The following is an 18,023-nucleotide window of genomic DNA, read 5'->3' on the forward strand; positions in this document are numbered from 1 at the left end:
GATGAGTCTGATTAACAAGATGCTGCAGGACCTCGACGCGCGCGGTACCGCGCCGGGCGAGGCCTTACCTTCGCAAATCAAGCCGGTGGCGCGCGAGCCCCACGGTGTCAACAAGCGCATGCTGGCGGCCGGCGTGGGCGGTGCCTTCGCCGCCGTGGCGGTGGTGTGGTTCGGGTGGCAGCAGCTGCATGCACCCGGCGTGGCTAGCGCGCCGCTGGTGGCCAAACCGGCGTCGGCTGCCGTGCCTGCGCCCGTACCTGTGCCTGCAGCGGCCAAGGCGCCGCCGCAGATGACCAGCACGATCACCATGCTGCCGGCCGGTACGCCTGCTTCGGAGCCGGCATCGGCGCCGGTTGCCGAACCGCCTGCCGCGCAGGCACCCGAACCGGCACCGGTGGTGGCGGCGCGTGCCGCGGCGTCCGAGCCGCCGGCGCCAGCCAAGGCAGAGGCCCGTCCCGTGAAACCGGAGGCGCCGCAGGCCCGCCGCGACAGCGCCGCGCCGAAGCACAAGGCCGCCATCGTCGACACGCTGCCGGCGCGGGTGGCGTACCAGTCGGTGGCGCCGGTCGAGCCGGACAGCGAGGAAGCGCGCGCCGTACGCCGGGCCCTGACCCAGGAACTGGAAGCGCGCCTGGCGCGCAAGCCTTTTGCGCCTGCCGGGACCATCGCCGACAGCCGCAATGCATCGGCCCGCACCGCATCGGGCCGCAACCAGAGCGTGTCGCAGCGTGCCGAAGCCGAATACCGGCGCGCGCTGTCCAGCATGCAGGACGGCCGCATGGGCGAGACCATCGCCTCCCTGGAGTCCGCACTGCGCATCGACCCCGGCCACGAAGCCGCGCGCCAGACCCTGGTCGGCCTGCTGATCGAAGCCAAGCGCCCCGACGACGCGATCCGCCAGCTGCAGCTCGGCCTGACCCAGGACCCACGCCAGCCGGCGCTGGCGATGCTGCTGGCCCGTTTGCAGATCGAGCGCGGCGGCAACGGCATCGAAACCCTGACCCGCACCTTGCCGTATGCCGGGGCCAACCCGGACTACCACGCTTTCCTGGCGGGCGCCTTGCAGCGCCAGCAGCGTCATCGCGAAGCGGCGGCCGAGTACCAGGCGGCGCTGCGCAGCGTGCCGGGCAATGGCGTATGGTGGATGGGGATGGGGATTTCGCTGCAGGCCGAGAAGCGCAACAGCGAGGCGCTGGAGGCGTTCCAGAAGGCGCAGGGGAGTGGGGTGCTGTCGGCTGAGCTGCAGGCGTTTGTCGAGCGGCAGATCCGGCAGCTGGGGCGCTAGGCGGATTTTCAGATACCGAAATCGTCGCTGTTCAATGTGCAAGCTGGCAGCGCTGCTTTCAGTCCTTGCGCAACACGACATGCGTTGCCGATGGCGTCGGCACGTGCCGGGTGCAGCGGAAGCCCATTGCGTTCAGGTCCAGGCCTGCGAACAGGGATTCGCCGGACCCCAGCAACACCGGGGAGATCGCCAGGTGCATCTCGTCCACCAGGCCGGCCTGCAGGTACTGGCGCAACGTCGCCACCCCGCCACCCAGGCGCATGTCCTTGCCGTTTGCGGCGGTGCGGGCCTGCGCATAGGCGGACTCGATGCCGTCGGTGACGAAATAAAAGGTGGTGCCGCCTTTCATCTCCAGTGGCGCACGCGGATGGTGGGTCAGCACGAACACGGGGACGTGGTAGGGCGGCTCGTCGCCCCACCAGCCTTTCCAGCTGTCGTCCGGCCAGGGACCGCGGACCGGTCCGAACATGTTGCGGCCGAGGATCCAGGCGCCCACGTTCTCGAAGCCGCGCGCGGCAAAGTCTTCGTCCGGGCCATCCGTCCCTTTGCCTTCGTTGCCGATCATGCTCTGGAATGTGCGCGTGCCACGGAACCAGTGGTGCAGACCGCCGGCGCCTTCACCCATGGGGTTCTCCAGGCTCTGGTTCGGGCCTGCGCCGTAACCGTCGATGGAAATGGAAAAGCCTCGTACTTTTAGTTCAGACATCATGGCTCCTTTCGTGTTGGCGTTTCGACGAATTGTGCGAGATTCTCCAGGGAGGCCCTGAAGCCTTCGACATGGTCCTCGTGGCGTGTACCGCGAACAGGAAACGCAGGATGTTCATGGGGGGAGATCCATCGATATGGCGGTTTGGTTGTCGCGGGACTGGGCAGGCAGAGGCATGCCCGGGCGCCAGTTGCGGGACAGGCATTGGGCTTGCGCGATCTGCTCCTCCGTCATCCGGCGCGCGATGTCGGCGCGTTGAGATTCGGCATTGCGGTTGCCACCGGCCGCAGCGAGATTCCATAGCATGTACGCAATCACAGGATCTTCCGGTACGCCGGCGACATGGTAGCGGTACATCAGCCCGAGAGCGTACTGGGCGTCCGGATGCCCATGCTGTGCCGCCTTGCGGAACCAGGATACTGCCAGCGTCTGGTTCCGGGACACCGCATTGCCGGTGTAGTACATTGCGCCGATGACATATTCCGCGGCTGCATGGCCCTGGACTGCGGCCTTGTGTTCCCAGCGAAAGGCTTGCGTGTGATCCCGCGTCACACCGCGGCCCATGTAATACATCAAGCCGATCAAATGCTGCGCATCCGCATTGCCGGCGTCGGCAAGCGGAGCGACTTCCCTTAGCGCCAAGACATAATCGTGCCGGTCATATGCCACCACCCCTTCGGCGAAGCCGGCAATCGAGGCGCCATGCAGACCGATCCCGAACGCTATTCCGAGGATCTGTTTTTTCATTGCCTTGTGGAGGTTTGTTTCTACCTCATCGACGAATGGATGGACGGAATTCGACACATTCCTGAAAATTTTCCAGCGCAGCGGCGATCTCGCGGCCGCCGTCGGCAGCCGTACCTCGGGCGGCCGTGCGATGCTCCATGGCGAGTTGGCACACTATAATCGGCATGCTGGTTCCAGGTAAGGGCCAGCGGAGGCCAACGCGATAGGACTACAGGTGGACTACAGTCTTCTGCTCGCCGATTTCGAGCGGCAGCACAATGTCAGCGGCTGGCCGCGCCAACGCACGGTCCACGCCTGCCTGCGTGCAGCCATTTTGGGAGGGCGCCTTGCTGGCGGACACCGCCTTTTGTCCACCAGGCTCCTGGCGCGAGAGCTGGGCATTGCGCGTAACACCGTGTTGTACGCGTATGAGGAGCTGATGGCGGAAGGGCTGCTGCTGACATCCCGGCGCGGCACCCTGGTCGCGCACGTGGCGGCTTCTGCCATCGTGGAGGAAAGCGCGGACTGGACCGCGTTCGCCCTGTCCCGGCGGGCGCAAGCGCTCACCGGCATGGCGCTGCCCGGTGTGCTGAGCGGTGCCTTTGCACTCGGCGTTCCCGCGCTCGACGCCTTCCCGATGGCGGCTTGGCGCAGGACGCTGGACCGTGCCTGGCGCGAGACCCGCCCCTCTGAACTCGATTATGCCGACCCCGCCGGCCTGCAGGTGCTGCGCCAGGCGATCGCCGACTACCTGCAGGCCGCGCGCGGCGTGCGCTGCGACGCTGGACAGGTCGTGGTGACCAACGGCACCCAGGCGAGCCTGGAGCTGTGCGTTCACCTGTTTACGGACGCGGGAGACACCGCCTGGATCGAGAACCCCGGCTACCTCGGGGCGCTGTCGGCGTTTCGTGGCGGTCAGCTGCGTACGGTCGGCATCGCAGTGGACGACGAGGGCATCGTCCCGACTGCCGGCGACTGGGAGCGAACGCCGCCTCGTCTCATTTATACGAGTCCTTCGCACCAGTACCCGAGCGGGGGTGTGCTGGGTATGCGCCGCCGGCTGGCGCTATTGGACAACGCGCAGCATGCAGGCGCTCTGATCATCGAAGACGACTACGACAGCGAGTTCAGGCATGACGGCCCGCCTCTGCCCGCCATGCAGGGCCTCGTATCATCCTCGCCGGTCATCTATCTCGGCACCTTCAGCAAGACGATGTTCCCGGCCATGCGTACCGGCTTCATGGTCCTGCCACCCGGCCTGGCGGAGGTCGTCCGGCCTGTCCTGACACGCATGCCCATGCATGGGCGCGTGCCGGAACAGCGCGCCCTGGCGGCATTCCTGGGCAGCGGGCAGTTTCTACAGCACCTGCGCCGCATGCGGCGACTTTACCGCGAGCGGCGCGATGCATTGCTCGACGCTCTTGACCGGCATGTCGGCGGCATCGCAGCCGTGCACGGCGCCGGTACGGGTATGCACCTGTCGCTCCGCTTGTCCGACCCTGCCTGGCGAGACGACCAGATCACTGATGCTGCGCTCGCCGCGGGCATTGCCGTGCATTGCATGACGCGGCACGAAACCGGACTGCGCAAGACCTCGTGGACAGGTCTCTTGCTGGGCTACAGCCAGGTGCCGGCCACGGAGATCGACGCTGCGGTGCAGCGCCTCGCCGGAATCGCTTGTCGAGCGGCCACCATGAGAGCACGGTGACTACGCCGGGGCGTGCCCAGGCGATAAAGTCCGTTCAAACGATGTGCCTGCAGGTGGCGGCTCACACCTTCGCCAAGCGCTCCAGCGCCACCTGCAAGGTCTCATCCTGCTTCGCAAAACAAAACCGCACAATCCCCGATTCCTTCGGCGTGCTGTAGAAAGCCGACACCGGAATCGCCGCCACCTTGACCTCGCGCGTCAGCCACTGCGCAAATTCGGACTCGCCGAGATCCGAGATGCCCTCATAGCGCACGCACTGGAAATAAGTCCCGTCGGCCGGCAGCAGCGTAAACCGCGAACCCTCGAGCCCGGCCCGGAACAGGTCGCGCTTGCGCTGGTAAAACGCCGGCAGCTCGACATAAGGCGCCGGATCGCGCATGTACCCGGCCAGCCCATGCTGCATCGGCGTATTCACCGTGAACACGTTGTACTGGTGGACCTTGCGGAATTCCGCCGTCAGCCCGGCCGGTGCGGCGACGTAGCCGACCTTCCAGCCGGTCACGTGGTAGGTCTTGCCGAAGCTGGACACGACGAAGGCGCGCTCGGCCAGCACCGGGTGGCGGCTGACCGACGCATGCTGCTCGCCGTCGTAGACCATGTGCTCGTAGACCTCGTCCGACAGCACCAGGATATCGGTGCCCGCGACAATCGAAGCCAGTGCATCCAGGTCGGCCGCGCGCAGGATCGAGCCGGTCGGGTTGTGCGGCGTGTTAATCACGATCATGCGGGTGCGCGGCGTGACCGCGGCCGCGATCTGGTCCCACGGCACGCTGTAGCCTGCCTCGCCGAGGCGCATCTGCACCGTCACCGGCACGCCGCCGGCCAGCTGGATCGAAGGCCGGTAGCTGTCGTAGGCCGGTTCGATGACGATCACTTCGTCGCCCGGATGCACCGCGCACAGGATCGCGGTGATGATGCCCTGGGTGGCGCCGGCGGTGACCGTAATCTCGGTGTTGGCATCGTAGGCGTGGCCGTACAGCGTGGCGATCTTGGCGGCAATGGCCTCGCGCAGCGGGGCGGCGCCGGCCATCGGCGGGTACTGGTTCAGGCCGGCGCGCATGGCGTCGTTCACCATGTCGAGGAGTGTCGGGTCGCAGCCGAAGTCGGGGAAGCCCTGGCCGAGGTTGACTGCGCCATGCTCCGTGGCGAGGGCGGACATCAGGGTGAACACGGTGGTGCCGACGGCCGGCAGGCGCGATTGCAGGACGGGAGTGGTCATGGTGGACGGTGCAGTTTGTCGATGCGGCTATTGTAGCGCGGCCGGCGTTTCGGTCTTGTGCCAGGTCTCGGGCGTCATGATGCGGAACAGCCCTTCGCGTGCGGCCTTGCGCGCCAGCTTGAGCAGGGCTTTGTCCTTGGTGACGAGAATGGCGGCGCCGGCGTCGCGCGCGATTTCCAGGAACTTCTGGTCGTCGCGGTCGCTGCAGACGGGCAGGCGGACGGCGCGCGAATCGGGCGCCACCACCCGGATCAGGGCATCGAAACGTTCTTCGGCATGCAGGCGCGAGGCCTCGTCGAGCGGCAGGTGAGAGTAGTGCAGCACGATCCGGTATTCGTCGCGGCAGTCGGCGCGGGTCACGGCCTGGACGGCGCCGCTCTCGAGCGCCGCCAGCAGCGGCGCCCAGCGCGGGTCGTGGAACACGAACAGGTCGAGGCAAACATTGGTGTCTAGAATGATGGGTTTCGCTGGAGCAGGTATCATGTGCGGCATTGTACCTTTACTGAGCCGCTCCACAGTTTCCGCACCATGCTGATCGTCCTTTCTCCCGCCAAATCCCTCGACCTCGACACCCCTCCGACCACGCAGCATGCCACCACGCCGCGCTTCATCGACCACGCGGCCGAACTGATCGGGGTGCTGAAGCCCTGGTCGCCGGCCCAGGTCGGCGAGCTGATGAGCATCTCCGACCAGCTCGCCGTGCTGAACGTGACCCGCTACGCCGACTGGCACCCGGACCACGGCGCCGCGCGCCAGGCCATCATGTCCTTCGACGGCGACGTCTACACCGGCCTCGACGTGCGCACGCTGCATGCGGCCGGCCTCGAGTACACGCAGGGGCGCGTGCGCATCCTGTCCGGCCTGTACGGCCTGCTGCGGCCGCTGGACCGCATGCACCCTTATCGCCTGGAGATGGGTACCCGCCTGCAGAACCTGCGCGGCAAGGACCTGTATGCTTTCTGGGGCGAACGCGTCACCGAGGCGCTGAATGCCGACGCGGCCGAGGCTGGCGCCGGGGCGTTGGTCAACCTGGCGTCGGAAGAGTACTTCAAGTCGGTCAAGCCGAAGCTGCTGGACGTGCCGGTGATCACGCCGGTGTTCGAGGACTGGAAGAACGGCAAGTACAAGATCATCTCCTTCTTCGCCAAGCGCGCGCGCGGGATGATGGCGCGCTACGCGGCCGAGAACGGCATTACGGATCCGGAGCAGTTGAAGGACTTCGATGTGGATGGCTATGCCTTCGATGCCGCGGCGTCGAAGGAGAAGCAGTGGGTGTTCCGGCGCCGCCAGGAGGCCTGAGGGCCGGGCGCGCGGCACCGCCCGCGCATGAAAAAAGCCCCGGGGCCGTCGCCGGCACCGGGGCTTTGTTTATTTTCTAAGAACGAGGGCGGCTTACTGCACCACGTCTTTCGGCGACGGCTTCGGACCCGACTTGGCCCAGAACTTCCACCACGCCGCATCGCCCCTGGCGTTCGGGTTCAGGAAGCGGCTGTCCGGGTAGTTCTTCTGGAAGATGCGCTGGGTGTCGTCGCGCAGGTCGAACATGCCGAGCTTGTCGTAGCTGCGGATCATGATGAACAGCGCTTCTTCGCGCGCGGTCGCTTCGCTGAACTGGGTCACGGCGGTCTGGGCGCGGTTGAGGGCGGCCAGGTAGGCGCCGCGGCGATAATAATAGTTGGCGACGTGGACTTCATAGGCCGCCATCGCGTTGATCAGGTAATTCATGCGCGCGATCGAATCGGCTGCATATTTGCTGTTCGGGAACTTGTCGACCAGTTCCTTGAAGGCGGCAAAGGCTTCGCGCGTGGCTTTCGGATCGCGCTCGGTCGGGTCCTGCGAGTAGATGAAGCTCAGGAAGCCGATCTGGTCGTTGAAGTTGATCAGGCCGCGCAAGTAATACATGTAGTCGACGTTCGGGTGGTTCGGGTGCAGCTTGATGAAGCGCTCCACGGCCGCCATCGCCTCGGCGGCATCTTGCGCCTTGTAGTGGGCGTAGGCGATTTCCATCTGCGCCTGGGCAGCGTAGGTGCCGAACGGGTAGTTGGATTCCAGGCGCTGGTACAGCTTGATCGCGGACTCGTAGTGGCCGCCCGCCATTTCATCCTTCGCGTCAGCGTATAATTTCGATGCTGACACGTTCTTGCTCTCGTCGTTACCACGGTCCTTGAACAGACCGCAACCGGACAAACTGAGCAGGGCACAGGTCATGACCAATACAGACAATTTTTTTTGCATAGCTATTTGCAAGAAGTTTTTACCGAGCGGGACTGTGGACTTGCCACGGTTCCCAGAATCAACGAACAGCTGATTATAGCTGATGGGACTGACGTGATATTAAATGCTGCGCCGAATTCGGCTGAAATGATGATCGACTCCGACTTGGACGACGAACTCGATGCCGAATTCCCCGCCGGAGCCGGCGGCTTCGATTCTGAACCGATTACCCTGCAACTGAACGAAGAACACTGCGGCCAGCGCCTCGACAAGGTGGTCGCCGGCCTGGTGCCGCAGTTCTCGCGCAGCCGCCTGCAGCAATGGTTCGACGAAGGCCACATCCTGGTCGACGGCAAGCCGGCCAAGGGCAAGGGCACCGCCTACGGCGACGAAACCGTCGTGGTGGTGCCGCAGCCGGCCCCGGAAGATACCGCCTACACCGCGGAAGCGATGGACCTGAACATCGTCTACGAAGACGAGTCGATCATGGTGATCAACAAGCCGGCCGGCCTGGTCGTGCACCCGGGCTCGGGCAACTGGTCGGGCACGCTGCTGAACGGCCTGCTGCACCATTGCCCGCAGCTGGTGTCGGTGCCGCGCGCCGGCATCGTGCACCGCCTGGACAAGGATACCAGCGGCCTGATGGTGGTCGGTAAAAACCTGGAAGCCCAGACCGACTTGGTGCGCCAGCTGGCGGCGCGTACCGTCAAGCGCGAGTATTTCGCCCTGGTCTGGGGTACGCCGCGCGACCACGGCACCATCGATTCGCCCATTTCGCGCCACCCGAAGGACCGCATCAAGATGGCGGTGTCGAATGCGCCGCTGGCCAAGCCGGCCATTACCCATTACGAATTGCTGGAAACCGGCGAGCTGGATCGCCGTCCGGTGAGCCTGGTGCAATGCCGCCTCGAAACCGGCCGCACGCACCAGATCCGGGTCCACATGCAGCACCTGGGCTACGCGCTGGTCGGCGACACCGTGTACGGCAAGCCGCACCTGATGCCCTTCTTCCACCGCCAGGCCTTGCAGGCGCGGCGCCTCGGCCTGAGTCACCCGGCCACCGGCGAGCACATGGAGTGGGTGGTGCCGCTGGCCGACGATTTCGCCGAGCTGCTCGAACGCGCCGGCATCGAAGAGCCGGAAGCGGTCTGATGGCCGGACTCGAGGCCTGCCTGATCCGGCCCGACTGGCCGGACCTGCCCGCCGGCGTCGGCGCGCTGGCGACCACCCGCAAGGGCGGGGTCAGCGCCGCGCCCTGGGATGACGGACAGGGCGGCGGCGGCATGAATCTCGGCCGCCACGTCGACGACGCCCCGGAAGCAGTCCAGGAAAACCGCGCCCGCCTGCGGGCGCTGCTGCCGGGCGAGCCGGCCTGGATCGCGCAGGTGCACGGCGCCGACGTGGTCGACGCCAGCCTGGTCCGGCCCGGGGCGCCGGTGCAGACCGGCGACGCCAGCATCGCGGCCGGCGCCGGCATCGTCTGCGCCATCCTCACCGCCGATTGCCTGCCGGTGCTGTTTGCCGACCTCGATGGCAAGGTGGTGGGCGCGGCCCACGCCGGCTGGCGCGGCCTGGCCGGCGGCGTGCTGGGTGCCACCGTGGCCGCCATGCGTGCTGCCGGGGCGGGCGAGATCACGGCCTGGCTCGGGCCGGCCATCGGTCCGGACGCCTTCGAAGTCGGGGCCGACGTACGCGACGCCTTCGAGGCTGCGCTGCCTGGCGCGGCCGCCGACGCCTTCCGCGACTATCCCGGGCGCGAGGGCAAATACCTGGCAGACATCTATCTGCTGGCGCGGCGGATGCTGGCGCGCGACGGCGTCACCCGCGTCCATGGGGGCGAGCGCTGCACCTACAGCGAAGCGACACAGTTCTATTCCTACCGGCGCGACCGCGTCACCGGCCGTCAGGCGAGCTTGATCTGGCTCAAATAAAGCGCCGGGCCTGACGCCGCTGCGTGTCAGTGCCCCGGCGGATCGGCGTCATCCGGCGCAGCCCCAGGCTCGCTGCGCGGCGCCGCTCGCGGACGCCGCCGCAAGCGCACTCCGCCGAGATATAAAACGAGCGATAATGGCAGCACGCCATAACCGAGAAAAGTCATCATGCCGCCAACCACGCTTGGTTCGGTCGCCGCCATCAGGGTCACCACGTACATCCATCCTATGGCCACGATCCACATCGACTTCTCCGCGTTGGACAATCACTCATTCTAAAACAAGGGACACCGCTATGAATACGCCTGATGCCGCTTCCTGGATGTCGCAGTTTTCCGATCCCACTGCCTGGCAAGCCTGGATGAAGCTGCCCGAAGCCGGAATGGCTGCGATGAGCGGGGCCATGAACGGTGCCTTGAACGGCGGAGGCACGCCGGCCGGCCTGGCGACCCGCCTGATGGGCGATTTCGGCGCCAGCCTGGCGCCGGCCAAGCTGGATGCGCTGCGCAACGACTACCTGCAAAAGGCGGCGCGCCTGTGGCAGGACGTCATGACCGGCAAGACGCCGAGCCTGCAGGACAAGCGCTTTTCGGCGCCGGAATGGAGCGCGAACCCGATGTCGGCCTTCAGCGCGGCCTCCTACCTGTTGAATGCCGAATTCCTGATGGCGCTGGCCGAAGCCGTCGAAGTGCCGGCGCGTGAAAAGCAGAAGATCCGCTTCGCAGTGCAGCAGCTGGTCGATGCCCTGTCGCCGGCCAATTTCCTGGCGACGAACCCGGAAGCCCAGCAGAAAGTTATCGAAACCAATGGCGAAAGCCTGACCAAGGGCTTGCAGAACATGCTGGCCGACATGCAGAAGGGGCGCATCTCGCAATCCGACGAGTCGGCCTTCGAAGTCGGCCGCAACGTCGGCGTGACGCCGGGCAGCGTGGTATTCGAGAATGCGCTGTTCCAGCTGATCCAGTACACGCCGGCCACGCCGACCGTGCATGCGGTGCCGCTGCTGATGGTGCCGCCATGCATCAACAAGTACTATATCCTCGACCTGCAGCCGGAAAACTCGCTGGTGCGTTACCTGGTGGAACAGGGCAATACGGTGTTCATGGTGTCCTGGCGCAATCCCGACCAGACGATGGGCAACATCACCTGGGACGACTACGTGGAACAGGGCGCGATCGAAGCGCTGAATGTGACGCGCGCCATCTCGGGCCAGGATCGGGTCAATGTGTTCGGCTTCTGCGTGGGCGGCACCATCGCCGCCACCGCGCTCGCGGTCGAGGCCGCGCGCGGATGCAAGCCGGCGGCCAGCCTGAGCCTGTTCACGACGCTGCTCGACTTTGCCGACACCGGCGTGCTCGACGTGTTCGTCGACGAGACCCAGGTCGCGCTGCGCGAACAGACGCTGGCGCGCGGCGGCCTGATGCCGGGGCGCGACCTGGCCACCACCTTCTCGTCGCTGCGTCCGAACGACCTGGTGTGGAACTATGTCCAGCAGAATTACCTGAAGGGAAAGACGCCGCCGGCATTCGACCTGCTGTACTGGAACGCCGACAGCACCAACCTGCCGGGGCCGATGTACTGCTGGTACTTGCGCAATACCTATCTGGAAAACAAGCTGAAGGTGCCGGGCGCCTTGACGGTGTCCGGGGTGCCGGTCGACCTCGGCCTGATCGATTGCCCGGTCTTCATCTACGGCTCGCGCGAAGACCACATCGTGCCCTGGGAAGCCGCGTTTGCCTCGATGGGCTTGCTGAACCCGGCGAAGCCGAAGGCCAACCGTTTCGTGCTGGGAGCGTCCGGCCACATCGCCGGGGTGATCAATCCGGCGTCGAAGAACAAGCGCAGCCACTGGGTGTTCGAAGGTGGTAACGGCAAGGGCGCGAGCCGCCCCAAGACGGCGGACGAGTGGCTGGCCGGCGCCGTCGAAAAGAAGGGCAGCTGGTGGCCGGAATGGGCCAAATTCCTGGCGGAGAACGGCGGCGCCGAAGTCGACCCGCCGGCGGCACCGGGCGGGGCCGGCTACGCCGCGATCGAAGCAGCGCCGGGCCGCTACGTCAAGGCGCGCGCGGACTGACCGCCTGTCCGGTGTTTGATGGTGAAATCGGGCAACTTACTCACGGAAGAATTTAGTTGCCCGATGAATAATTGCTGCAACTGCGTTCGCGACGTGGTATTTTTGGGGTGTATCCTCTTGGAATCGGAGACACCACGGGTCCGCCCGTGGCTGCCGCATAAGAAAGCGCCAGAGCCAAATCACAGCGCACTATATGGAACATGAGATGAGTAGTGGAAAAAAAAGCAGCGAACGCCTGATCAAGAAATACCCGAACCGCCGGCTGTATGACACGCAGACCAGCTCTTACATCACGCTGTCCGATGTCAAGCAGCTGGTGCTCGATGCCGACGAATTCACGGTGGTCGATGCCAAGAGCAATGAGGACCTGACCCGCAGCATCCTGCTGCAGATCATCCTGGAAGAGGAAGCGCATGGCGTGCCGATGTTCTCGAGCAGCGTGCTGTCCCAGATCATCCGTTACTACGGTCACGCGATGCAGGGCATGATGGGCTCGTACCTGGAAAAGAACGTGCAGGCCTTTACCGACATCCAGAACAAGTTCGTCGGTTCAGCGACCGGCGCGCTGGAAGGCAAGCCGCTGAACACCGAGATGTGGACCCAGTTCATGAACATCCAGGGCCCGATGATGCAGGGCATGATGAACAACTACATCGACCAGAGCAAGAACCTGTTCCTGCAGATGCAGGAGCAGATGCAGAACCAGAGCAAGGCGATGTTCGGGGTGTTCCCGTTCGTGGCGCCGCAGCCGCCGGAGAAGAAGTAAGCGCTTGAGAAACGCGGGTATCTCAGTTGGCCCGCGCCTTCAGCACGTCGCCCCTGCGAAGGCAGGGGCCCAAGTTCGTAGCGTTTCGCCAACGTCAAATTGGGCCCCTGCCTTCGCAGGGGCGACGGGAGTGGCATTTTAGCCCCTCGGTTCTCCTTCGCTGTCCACTTGCTGTAAAATCGCGGATTGCCCAGAATTTTTCTTCGCACTCCATGCCCGAACTCCGCCGCAATCCGCTTCCCGTTTCCACCCCTGCCGACGCCGACGTCGCCGTCCTTGACAAGCCGGCAACGGCCTCAGCCGAGGTCACGATCCCGCCGGCCGTCGTCACGCCCGGCGCCGCCGCGCCCAAGGTCGGTTTCGTGTCGCTCGGCTGCCCCAAGGCGCTGGTCGATTCCGAGCAGATCCTGACCCAGCTGCGCGCCGAAGGCTACGAGACCGCCAAGTCCTATGCCGGCGCGGACCTGGTCATCGTGAATACCTGCGGCTTCATCGACGCCGCCGTGCAGGAATCGCTGGATGCGATCGGCGAAGCGCTGGCCGAGAACGGCAAAGTGATCGTCACCGGCTGCCTCGGCGCCAAGAAGGATGCCGCCGGCGACGACATCATCACCAAGGTGCACCCGAAGGTGCTGGCCGTGACCGGTCCGCACGCGGTGGCCGAGGTGATGGAGTCGGTGCATATCCACCTGCCCAAGCCGCACGATCCCTTCGTCGACCTGGTGCCGGACCACGGTGTCAAGCTGACGCCCAAGCACTACGCCTACCTGAAGATCTCGGAAGGCTGCAACCACCGCTGCAGCTTCTGCATCATCCCGTCGATGCGTGGCGACCTGGTGTCGCGCCCGATCCACGAGGTGCTGCAGGAAGCCGACAACCTGTTCAAGTCGGGCGTCAAGGAACTGCTCGTCATTTCGCAGGACACCAGCGCCTACGGCGTCGACGTCAAGTTCCGCACCGGCTTCTGGCAGGGCCGCCCGGTCAAGACCCACCTGACCCAGCTGACCGAAGAACTCGGCAAGATGGCGAAACAGTACGGCGCCTGGGTGCGCATGCACTACGTGTATCCGTACCCGCACGTCGACCAGGTGATCCCGCTGATGGGCGAGAACGTCGTGCCTTACCTCGACATCCCGCTGCAGCACGCCCACCCGGACGTCCTGAAGCGCATGAAGCGCCCGGCCAGCGGCGAAAAGAACCTGGACCGCATCCTGCAATGGCGCAAGATGAACCCGGACCTGGTGATCCGCTCGACCTTCATCGCCGGTTTTCCGGGCGAGACCGAGGAAGAGTTCGAGTACCTGTTGGACTTCCTGCGCGAAGCCCAGATCGACCGCCTCGGCTGCTTCGCCTACTCGCCGGTCGAAGGCGCCACCGCCAACGAACTGGCGAATCCGGTGCCGGAAGCGGTGCGCGAAGAACGCCGCGCGCGCGTGATGCTGCTGCAGGAAGAGATCTCGCTGAAGCGCATGCAGGCCAAGGTCGGCAAGACGATGCGCGTGCTGGTCGACGAAGTCGGCGCGCGCGAGGCGATCGGCCGTTCGGCGGCGGATGCCCCGGAAATCGACGGCGTGGTGCATATCAAGCGCGCACTGGCGCCGGGCAAGGCCAAGCCGGTCGTGGGCGAGTTCATCGACGTGGTGATCACCAGGGCCGACGCGCACGATCTGTGGGCGACCGTGGCGTAAGCGTTAAAATTCGATATTAGTTACTGCGTCGTTCCCGCGTAGGCGGGAATCCAAGTTCGGTGCGTGTCGATAGCATATGCTTTCGGCCACGCGTGCAACTTGGGTTCCCGCCTCCGCGGGAACGACGTTTTTACGCCCGCAGTAAGGTTTTACGCCAGCGTTAATCGACACAGGGAGCCACGCCGTGACCAAGAAATCCATCCAGACCCAACTGATCCGCAGCGACTACCGCGCCCCCGCCGGCTTCGACGCCTTTCCGACCGCCATCCACCACGCCTCCACGGTCCTGTTCAAGGACGTGGCCAGCATGCGCTCCGGCGACTGGAAGGACAAGAACGCCTACACCTACGGCCTTCACGGCACCCCGACCACCTTCACGCTGGAAGCGCGCCTGGCCGAGATCGAGGGCGGCAATCACTGCCTGCTGGCGCCGTCCGGCCTCGCCGCCATCGCGATGATCAACCTGGCGCTGCTGAAATCCGGCGACGACGTGCTGCTGCCGGAAAACGTCTACAACCCGAACCGCGAACTGGGGCGCTGGCTGGCGAGCGACTTCGGCATCACCACGCGCTTCTACGACCCGCTGGTCGGCGCCGGCATCGCCGACCTGATCCAGCCGAATACAAAATTGATCTGGACGGAGGCGCCGGGCTCGGTGTCGATGGAAGTGCCGGACATGCCGGCGATCTGCGCTGCCGCCCATGCACGCGGCGTGCTGGTGGCGCTCGACAACACCTGGGCCGCCGGCCTGGCCCTGCGCGGCTTCGACGTCGGCGCCGACATCGTGATGCAGGCGCTGACCAAGTACCAATCGGGCGGTTCGGACGTGCTGATGGGCGCCGTGATCACGCGCGAGCGCGCGCTCAACGACCGCATTGCCCAGTCCCATATGCGCCTCGGCATGGGCGTCGGCGCCGACGATGCCTACCTGGTGCTGCGCGGCCTGGAAACCATGAAGCTGCGTTTCGACGCCCACGATGCGGCCGCGCGCAAGGTCGCAGCCTGGTTGAAGCAGCGTCCGGAGATCACCAAGGTATTGCACCCGGCCTTCGAGGATTGCCCCGGCCACGCCAACTGGCGCCGCGACTTCAGCGGCGCCGGCGGCCTGTTTTCGGTGCTGTTCGATCCACGCTACACGGAAGCGCAGACCGACCGCTTCGTCGATTCCCTGAAGCTGTTTGGCATCGGCTACAGCTGGGGCGGCACGCACAGCCTGGCGGTGCCTTACCGTATCCAGGGCATGCGCCGCAACTGGCCGGACGCGGGCATCCTGGTGCGCTTCAATATCGGCCTGGAAGATACAGACGACCTGATCGCGGATATCGAGCAGGCCTTTGGCACGCTCCGCTGACGCCTGGCTGCAACAATAAGTACAAAGTCACCCTCGAGGTGACTTTTTCAATTCACAATTGCCGTACAGAAACTTCTGATGTTATAATTTCTCGAGGGAAATAGTATTCCGACGTGCCGGCTTCCCGGCCGTCATCACTCGAGAAACGAAACATGTCTTTGACAGACAAAGTACGGCGCGAAGAAGTCATATGGGCCCTGGGCAGCCTGTGCGGCCTCTATCGGATCCCGTTCGACGCTGCCCTGCTTGCCCAGCAGTTCCCGCCGCCGTATACCGTCGGCACCTTCCACGAAGCGGCGCGCTCGCTGGGACTGAAGACCGGCAGCTGCGCCGTCGCCGGCCTGGACTGGCAAGCCTTGCCGCTGCCGGCGATCGCCTTCCTGCGTCCCGTGCAAGGAAATGCCGACGCGTCCGCATTTCCGAGCGCCATCCTGATTCTCAAGACGGACGGCAAGGTCCTCAGCTATTTCCGCGCCGGGTCACAGCTCGCCGAGTCGATCGGCACCGACGAGGCCGTGCTCCGCTTCGAACCCGAGATCCTGCTGGCAACCAAGGAAGCCAGCGTCGGCGACGGCAAGGCCGGGGAAGAGGAGATTGCCGGCTTCGCGACGGAAAAGAAGAAGTTCGGCTTCCGCTGGTTCGTGTTCGAGTTGCTGAAGCATAAGAAGATCTGGCGCGACATCCTGCTCGCCTCGCTCGCGATCCAGCTGGTTGGCCTCGCCACGCCGCTGTTCACCCAGGTCATCATCGACAAGGTGGTGGTGCACCAGACCAAAAGCACGCTGATCGTGCTCGGTATCGGCCTGCTGATGTTCATGGTCTTCACGTCGGCCATGACCTGGCTGCGCCAGTACCTGGTGCTGCACACCGGCAACCGGATCGACGCCGTCCTGGGCAGCCAGGTGTTTCGCCATATGCTGCGCCTGCCGCTGCCGTATTTCGAGCAGCGTCCTACAGGCACGCTGGTCGCCCGGCTCCACGGCGTCGAAACGATCCGCGAATTCATCTCGGGCGCAGCGATCAGCCTGCTGCTCGATCTGCCCTTCCTGGTGATCTTCCTCGCCGTCATGTTCAGCTACAGCTGGCAGTTGTCGCTGATTGCCATTGCGCTGCTGGGCGTGATCGTGGCGATGAGCGTGCTGGTGACCCCGCTGTTCCGGGCGCGCCTGAACCAGCAGTTCATGCTCGGCGCCCGCAACCAGGCCTTCCTGACCGAGTACCTGGCGGGCATGGGCACGGTCAAGTCGCTGCAGATGGAGCCGGACATCGACCGCAAGTACGGCGACCTGCTGGCACAGTATCTGGAAGCCGGATTCCGGACCAAGCAGGTGGGCAATACCTACAACGTCGCCACCAACAGCGTCGAGCAGGTGATGACGCTGGCCATCCTGCTGGTCGGCGCGCTGCTGGTGATGCAGAACGACGGTTTCACGGTCGGCATGCTGGTCGCCTTCCAGATGTTCGCCGGGCGCATGAGCCAGCCGATGTTGCGCCTGGCCGGCCTGTGGCAGGAATTCCAGCAGGCGAACATCGCGGTCAAGCGCCTGGGCGACATGATGGACCTGCCGATGGAACCCTACGTCCTCACGCCCAGCCGGGAGGGCAAGGGGCAGGGCGCGGTCGACTTCGTCAACGTCGCGTTCCGCTATTCCGAGCAGCATCCCTGGCTGTACCGCAACCTGAACCTGAGCTTCAAGCCGGGGCGCCTGAGCGTCCTGATGGGGCCGTCCGGTTGCGGCAAGAGCACGCTGGCCAAGCTCCTGCTCGGCTTTTACCAGCCCGGCGATGGCCAGATCCAGCTCGACGGCCGCGATATCCGCTTCTTGGCGGCCAATGAATTGCGCCAGACCTTCGGCGTCGTGCCCCAGGAAACCGTGCTGTTTTCCGGCACCATCTACGACAACCTCGTCATGGCCCATCCGCACGCCAGCTTCGACGACGTGATCGAGGCCTGCAAGGCGGCCGAGATCCACGAGATGATCGAGAAGCTGCCGAACGGCTACCAGACCGAAATCGGCGAACGCGGCACCGGCCTGTCCGGCGGCCAGCGGCAACGCCTCGCGATCGCCCGCGCGCTGCTGAAAAAGCCGCGCATCCTGGTGTTCGACGAAGCCGTGTCCAACCTCGACCAGCAGACCGCGGAGCAGTTTGCCAAGACGGTCAATTCGCTGAAAGGCAAAGTCACGATGCTTTTCATTACGCACCAGATCCCCCGCGGACTTCAGGTTGACGAAGTCTTCAGTTTCGACCGTAACCTGCCCGCCGCCAAGATGAAAGTGGTGGACCAGCAGGCAGCCACTCCACGGGCCTAGCATTGCCGCACGCCTGAGATCAGATAACAAAGACAGGAAAAAA

At 65.0% G+C, this 18,023-nt stretch carries 16 protein-coding genes; 10 read left to right on the top strand and 6 right to left on the bottom strand.

Features of this window, described 5'->3' with window-relative positions:
• Nucleotide 1: 1 nt before the first annotated feature.
• Nucleotides 2-1,285: a M48 family metallopeptidase gene (locus FBX97_RS30355; protein WP_141829373.1), complete on the top strand. Its 1,284-nt coding sequence runs from the start codon at nt 2-4 to the stop codon at nt 1,283-1,285.
• 58 nt (nt 1,286-1,343) lie between these two features.
• On the opposite strand, the gene FBX97_RS05620 is transcribed toward FBX97_RS30355, so the two are convergent.
• Together FBX97_RS05620 and FBX97_RS05625 are read right to left on the bottom strand one after the other, a co-directional pair.
• Entirely contained in the window at nt 1,344-1,991 is a 648-nt protein-coding gene (locus FBX97_RS05620; RefSeq protein ID WP_141830943.1) for a dihydrofolate reductase family protein, read from the bottom strand.
• A 114-nt stretch (nt 1,992-2,105) separates the two neighbouring features.
• On the bottom strand, nt 2,106-2,738 hold the full coding sequence (locus tag FBX97_RS05625) for a tetratricopeptide repeat protein (protein ID WP_141829375.1): 633 nt from the start codon (nt 2,736-2,738) through the stop codon (nt 2,106-2,108).
• A 214-nt stretch (nt 2,739-2,952) separates the two neighbouring features.
• Between FBX97_RS05625 and FBX97_RS05630 the strand changes: the two genes are divergently transcribed.
• A complete protein-coding gene (locus tag FBX97_RS05630) occupies nt 2,953-4,425 on the top strand; it encodes a PLP-dependent aminotransferase family protein (RefSeq protein ID WP_141829377.1) in 1,473 nt (490 codons plus the stop codon).
• A gap of 61 nt (nt 4,426-4,486) precedes the next feature.
• Here the strand turns inward: FBX97_RS05630 and FBX97_RS05635 are convergent, their stop codons facing one another.
• Complete coding sequence (locus tag FBX97_RS05635; protein ID WP_141829378.1) at nt 4,487-5,644, bottom strand: pyridoxal phosphate-dependent aminotransferase; 1,158 nt, start codon at nt 5,642-5,644, stop codon at nt 4,487-4,489.
• A gap of 27 nt (nt 5,645-5,671) precedes the next feature.
• The gene (locus tag FBX97_RS05640) at nt 5,672-6,127 is read right to left on the bottom strand and encodes a putative toxin-antitoxin system toxin component, PIN family (protein ID WP_141829380.1); all 456 of its coding nucleotides are present in this window, start codon (nt 6,125-6,127) and stop codon (nt 5,672-5,674) included.
• Nucleotides 6,128-6,172: 45 nt separating this feature from the next.
• Between FBX97_RS05640 and yaaA the strand changes: the two genes are divergently transcribed.
• On the top strand, nt 6,173-6,943 hold the full coding sequence (yaaA, locus tag FBX97_RS05645; protein WP_141829382.1) for a peroxide stress protein YaaA: 771 nt from the start codon (nt 6,173-6,175) through the stop codon (nt 6,941-6,943).
• Nucleotides 6,944-7,036: 93 nt separating this feature from the next.
• On the opposite strand, the gene FBX97_RS05650 is transcribed toward yaaA, so the two are convergent.
• Complete coding sequence (locus FBX97_RS05650) at nt 7,037-7,879, bottom strand: outer membrane protein assembly factor BamD (protein WP_141829384.1); 843 nt, start codon at nt 7,877-7,879, stop codon at nt 7,037-7,039.
• 126 nt (nt 7,880-8,005) lie between these two features.
• On the opposite strand from FBX97_RS05650, the gene FBX97_RS05655 reads away from it, so the two are divergent.
• The gene (locus tag FBX97_RS05655) at nt 8,006-9,010 is read left to right on the top strand and encodes an RluA family pseudouridine synthase (RefSeq protein WP_141829386.1); all 1,005 of its coding nucleotides are present in this window, start codon (nt 8,006-8,008) and stop codon (nt 9,008-9,010) included.
• The gene (pgeF, locus tag FBX97_RS05660; RefSeq protein ID WP_141829388.1) at nt 9,010-9,789 is read left to right on the top strand and encodes a peptidoglycan editing factor PgeF; all 780 of its coding nucleotides are present in this window, start codon (nt 9,010-9,012) and stop codon (nt 9,787-9,789) included. Before FBX97_RS05655 ends, pgeF begins: the two co-directional genes overlap by 1 nt.
• Nucleotides 9,790-9,815: 26 nt before the next feature.
• On the opposite strand, the gene FBX97_RS05665 is transcribed toward pgeF, so the two are convergent.
• The gene (locus FBX97_RS05665) at nt 9,816-10,034 is read right to left on the bottom strand and encodes a hypothetical protein (protein ID WP_141829390.1); all 219 of its coding nucleotides are present in this window, start codon (nt 10,032-10,034) and stop codon (nt 9,816-9,818) included.
• Between the two features lie 50 nt (nt 10,035-10,084).
• Between FBX97_RS05665 and phaC the strand changes: the two genes are divergently transcribed.
• From phaC to FBX97_RS05690, 5 genes are all read left to right on the top strand, one after another.
• The gene (gene phaC / locus FBX97_RS05670) at nt 10,085-11,863 is read left to right on the top strand and encodes a class I poly(R)-hydroxyalkanoic acid synthase (protein WP_141829392.1); all 1,779 of its coding nucleotides are present in this window, start codon (nt 10,085-10,087) and stop codon (nt 11,861-11,863) included.
• 205 nt (nt 11,864-12,068) lie between these two features.
• Entirely contained in the window at nt 12,069-12,629 is a 561-nt protein-coding gene (gene phaR / locus FBX97_RS05675) for a polyhydroxyalkanoate synthesis repressor PhaR (protein ID WP_141829394.1), read from the top strand.
• A gap of 212 nt (nt 12,630-12,841) precedes the next feature.
• Nucleotides 12,842-14,317, top strand: a complete 1,476-nt coding sequence (rimO, locus tag FBX97_RS05680; protein ID WP_141829395.1) for a 30S ribosomal protein S12 methylthiotransferase RimO — start codon at nt 12,842-12,844, stop codon at nt 14,315-14,317.
• A 184-nt stretch (nt 14,318-14,501) separates the two neighbouring features.
• The gene (locus FBX97_RS05685; protein WP_141829397.1) at nt 14,502-15,668 is read left to right on the top strand and encodes a cystathionine beta-lyase; all 1,167 of its coding nucleotides are present in this window, start codon (nt 14,502-14,504) and stop codon (nt 15,666-15,668) included.
• A 152-nt stretch (nt 15,669-15,820) separates the two neighbouring features.
• Nucleotides 15,821-17,980 (top strand): peptidase domain-containing ABC transporter, encoded by a 2,160-nt coding sequence (locus FBX97_RS05690; RefSeq protein WP_141829399.1) that lies wholly within the window; start codon nt 15,821-15,823, stop codon nt 17,978-17,980.
• The last annotated feature ends 43 nt before the right edge of the window (nt 17,981-18,023 follow it).

Origin of the sequence: Herbaspirillum sp. SJZ107, from assembly GCF_006715485.1 — a bacterium.
Lineage (GTDB): Bacteria > Pseudomonadota > Gammaproteobacteria > Burkholderiales > Burkholderiaceae_D > Telluria.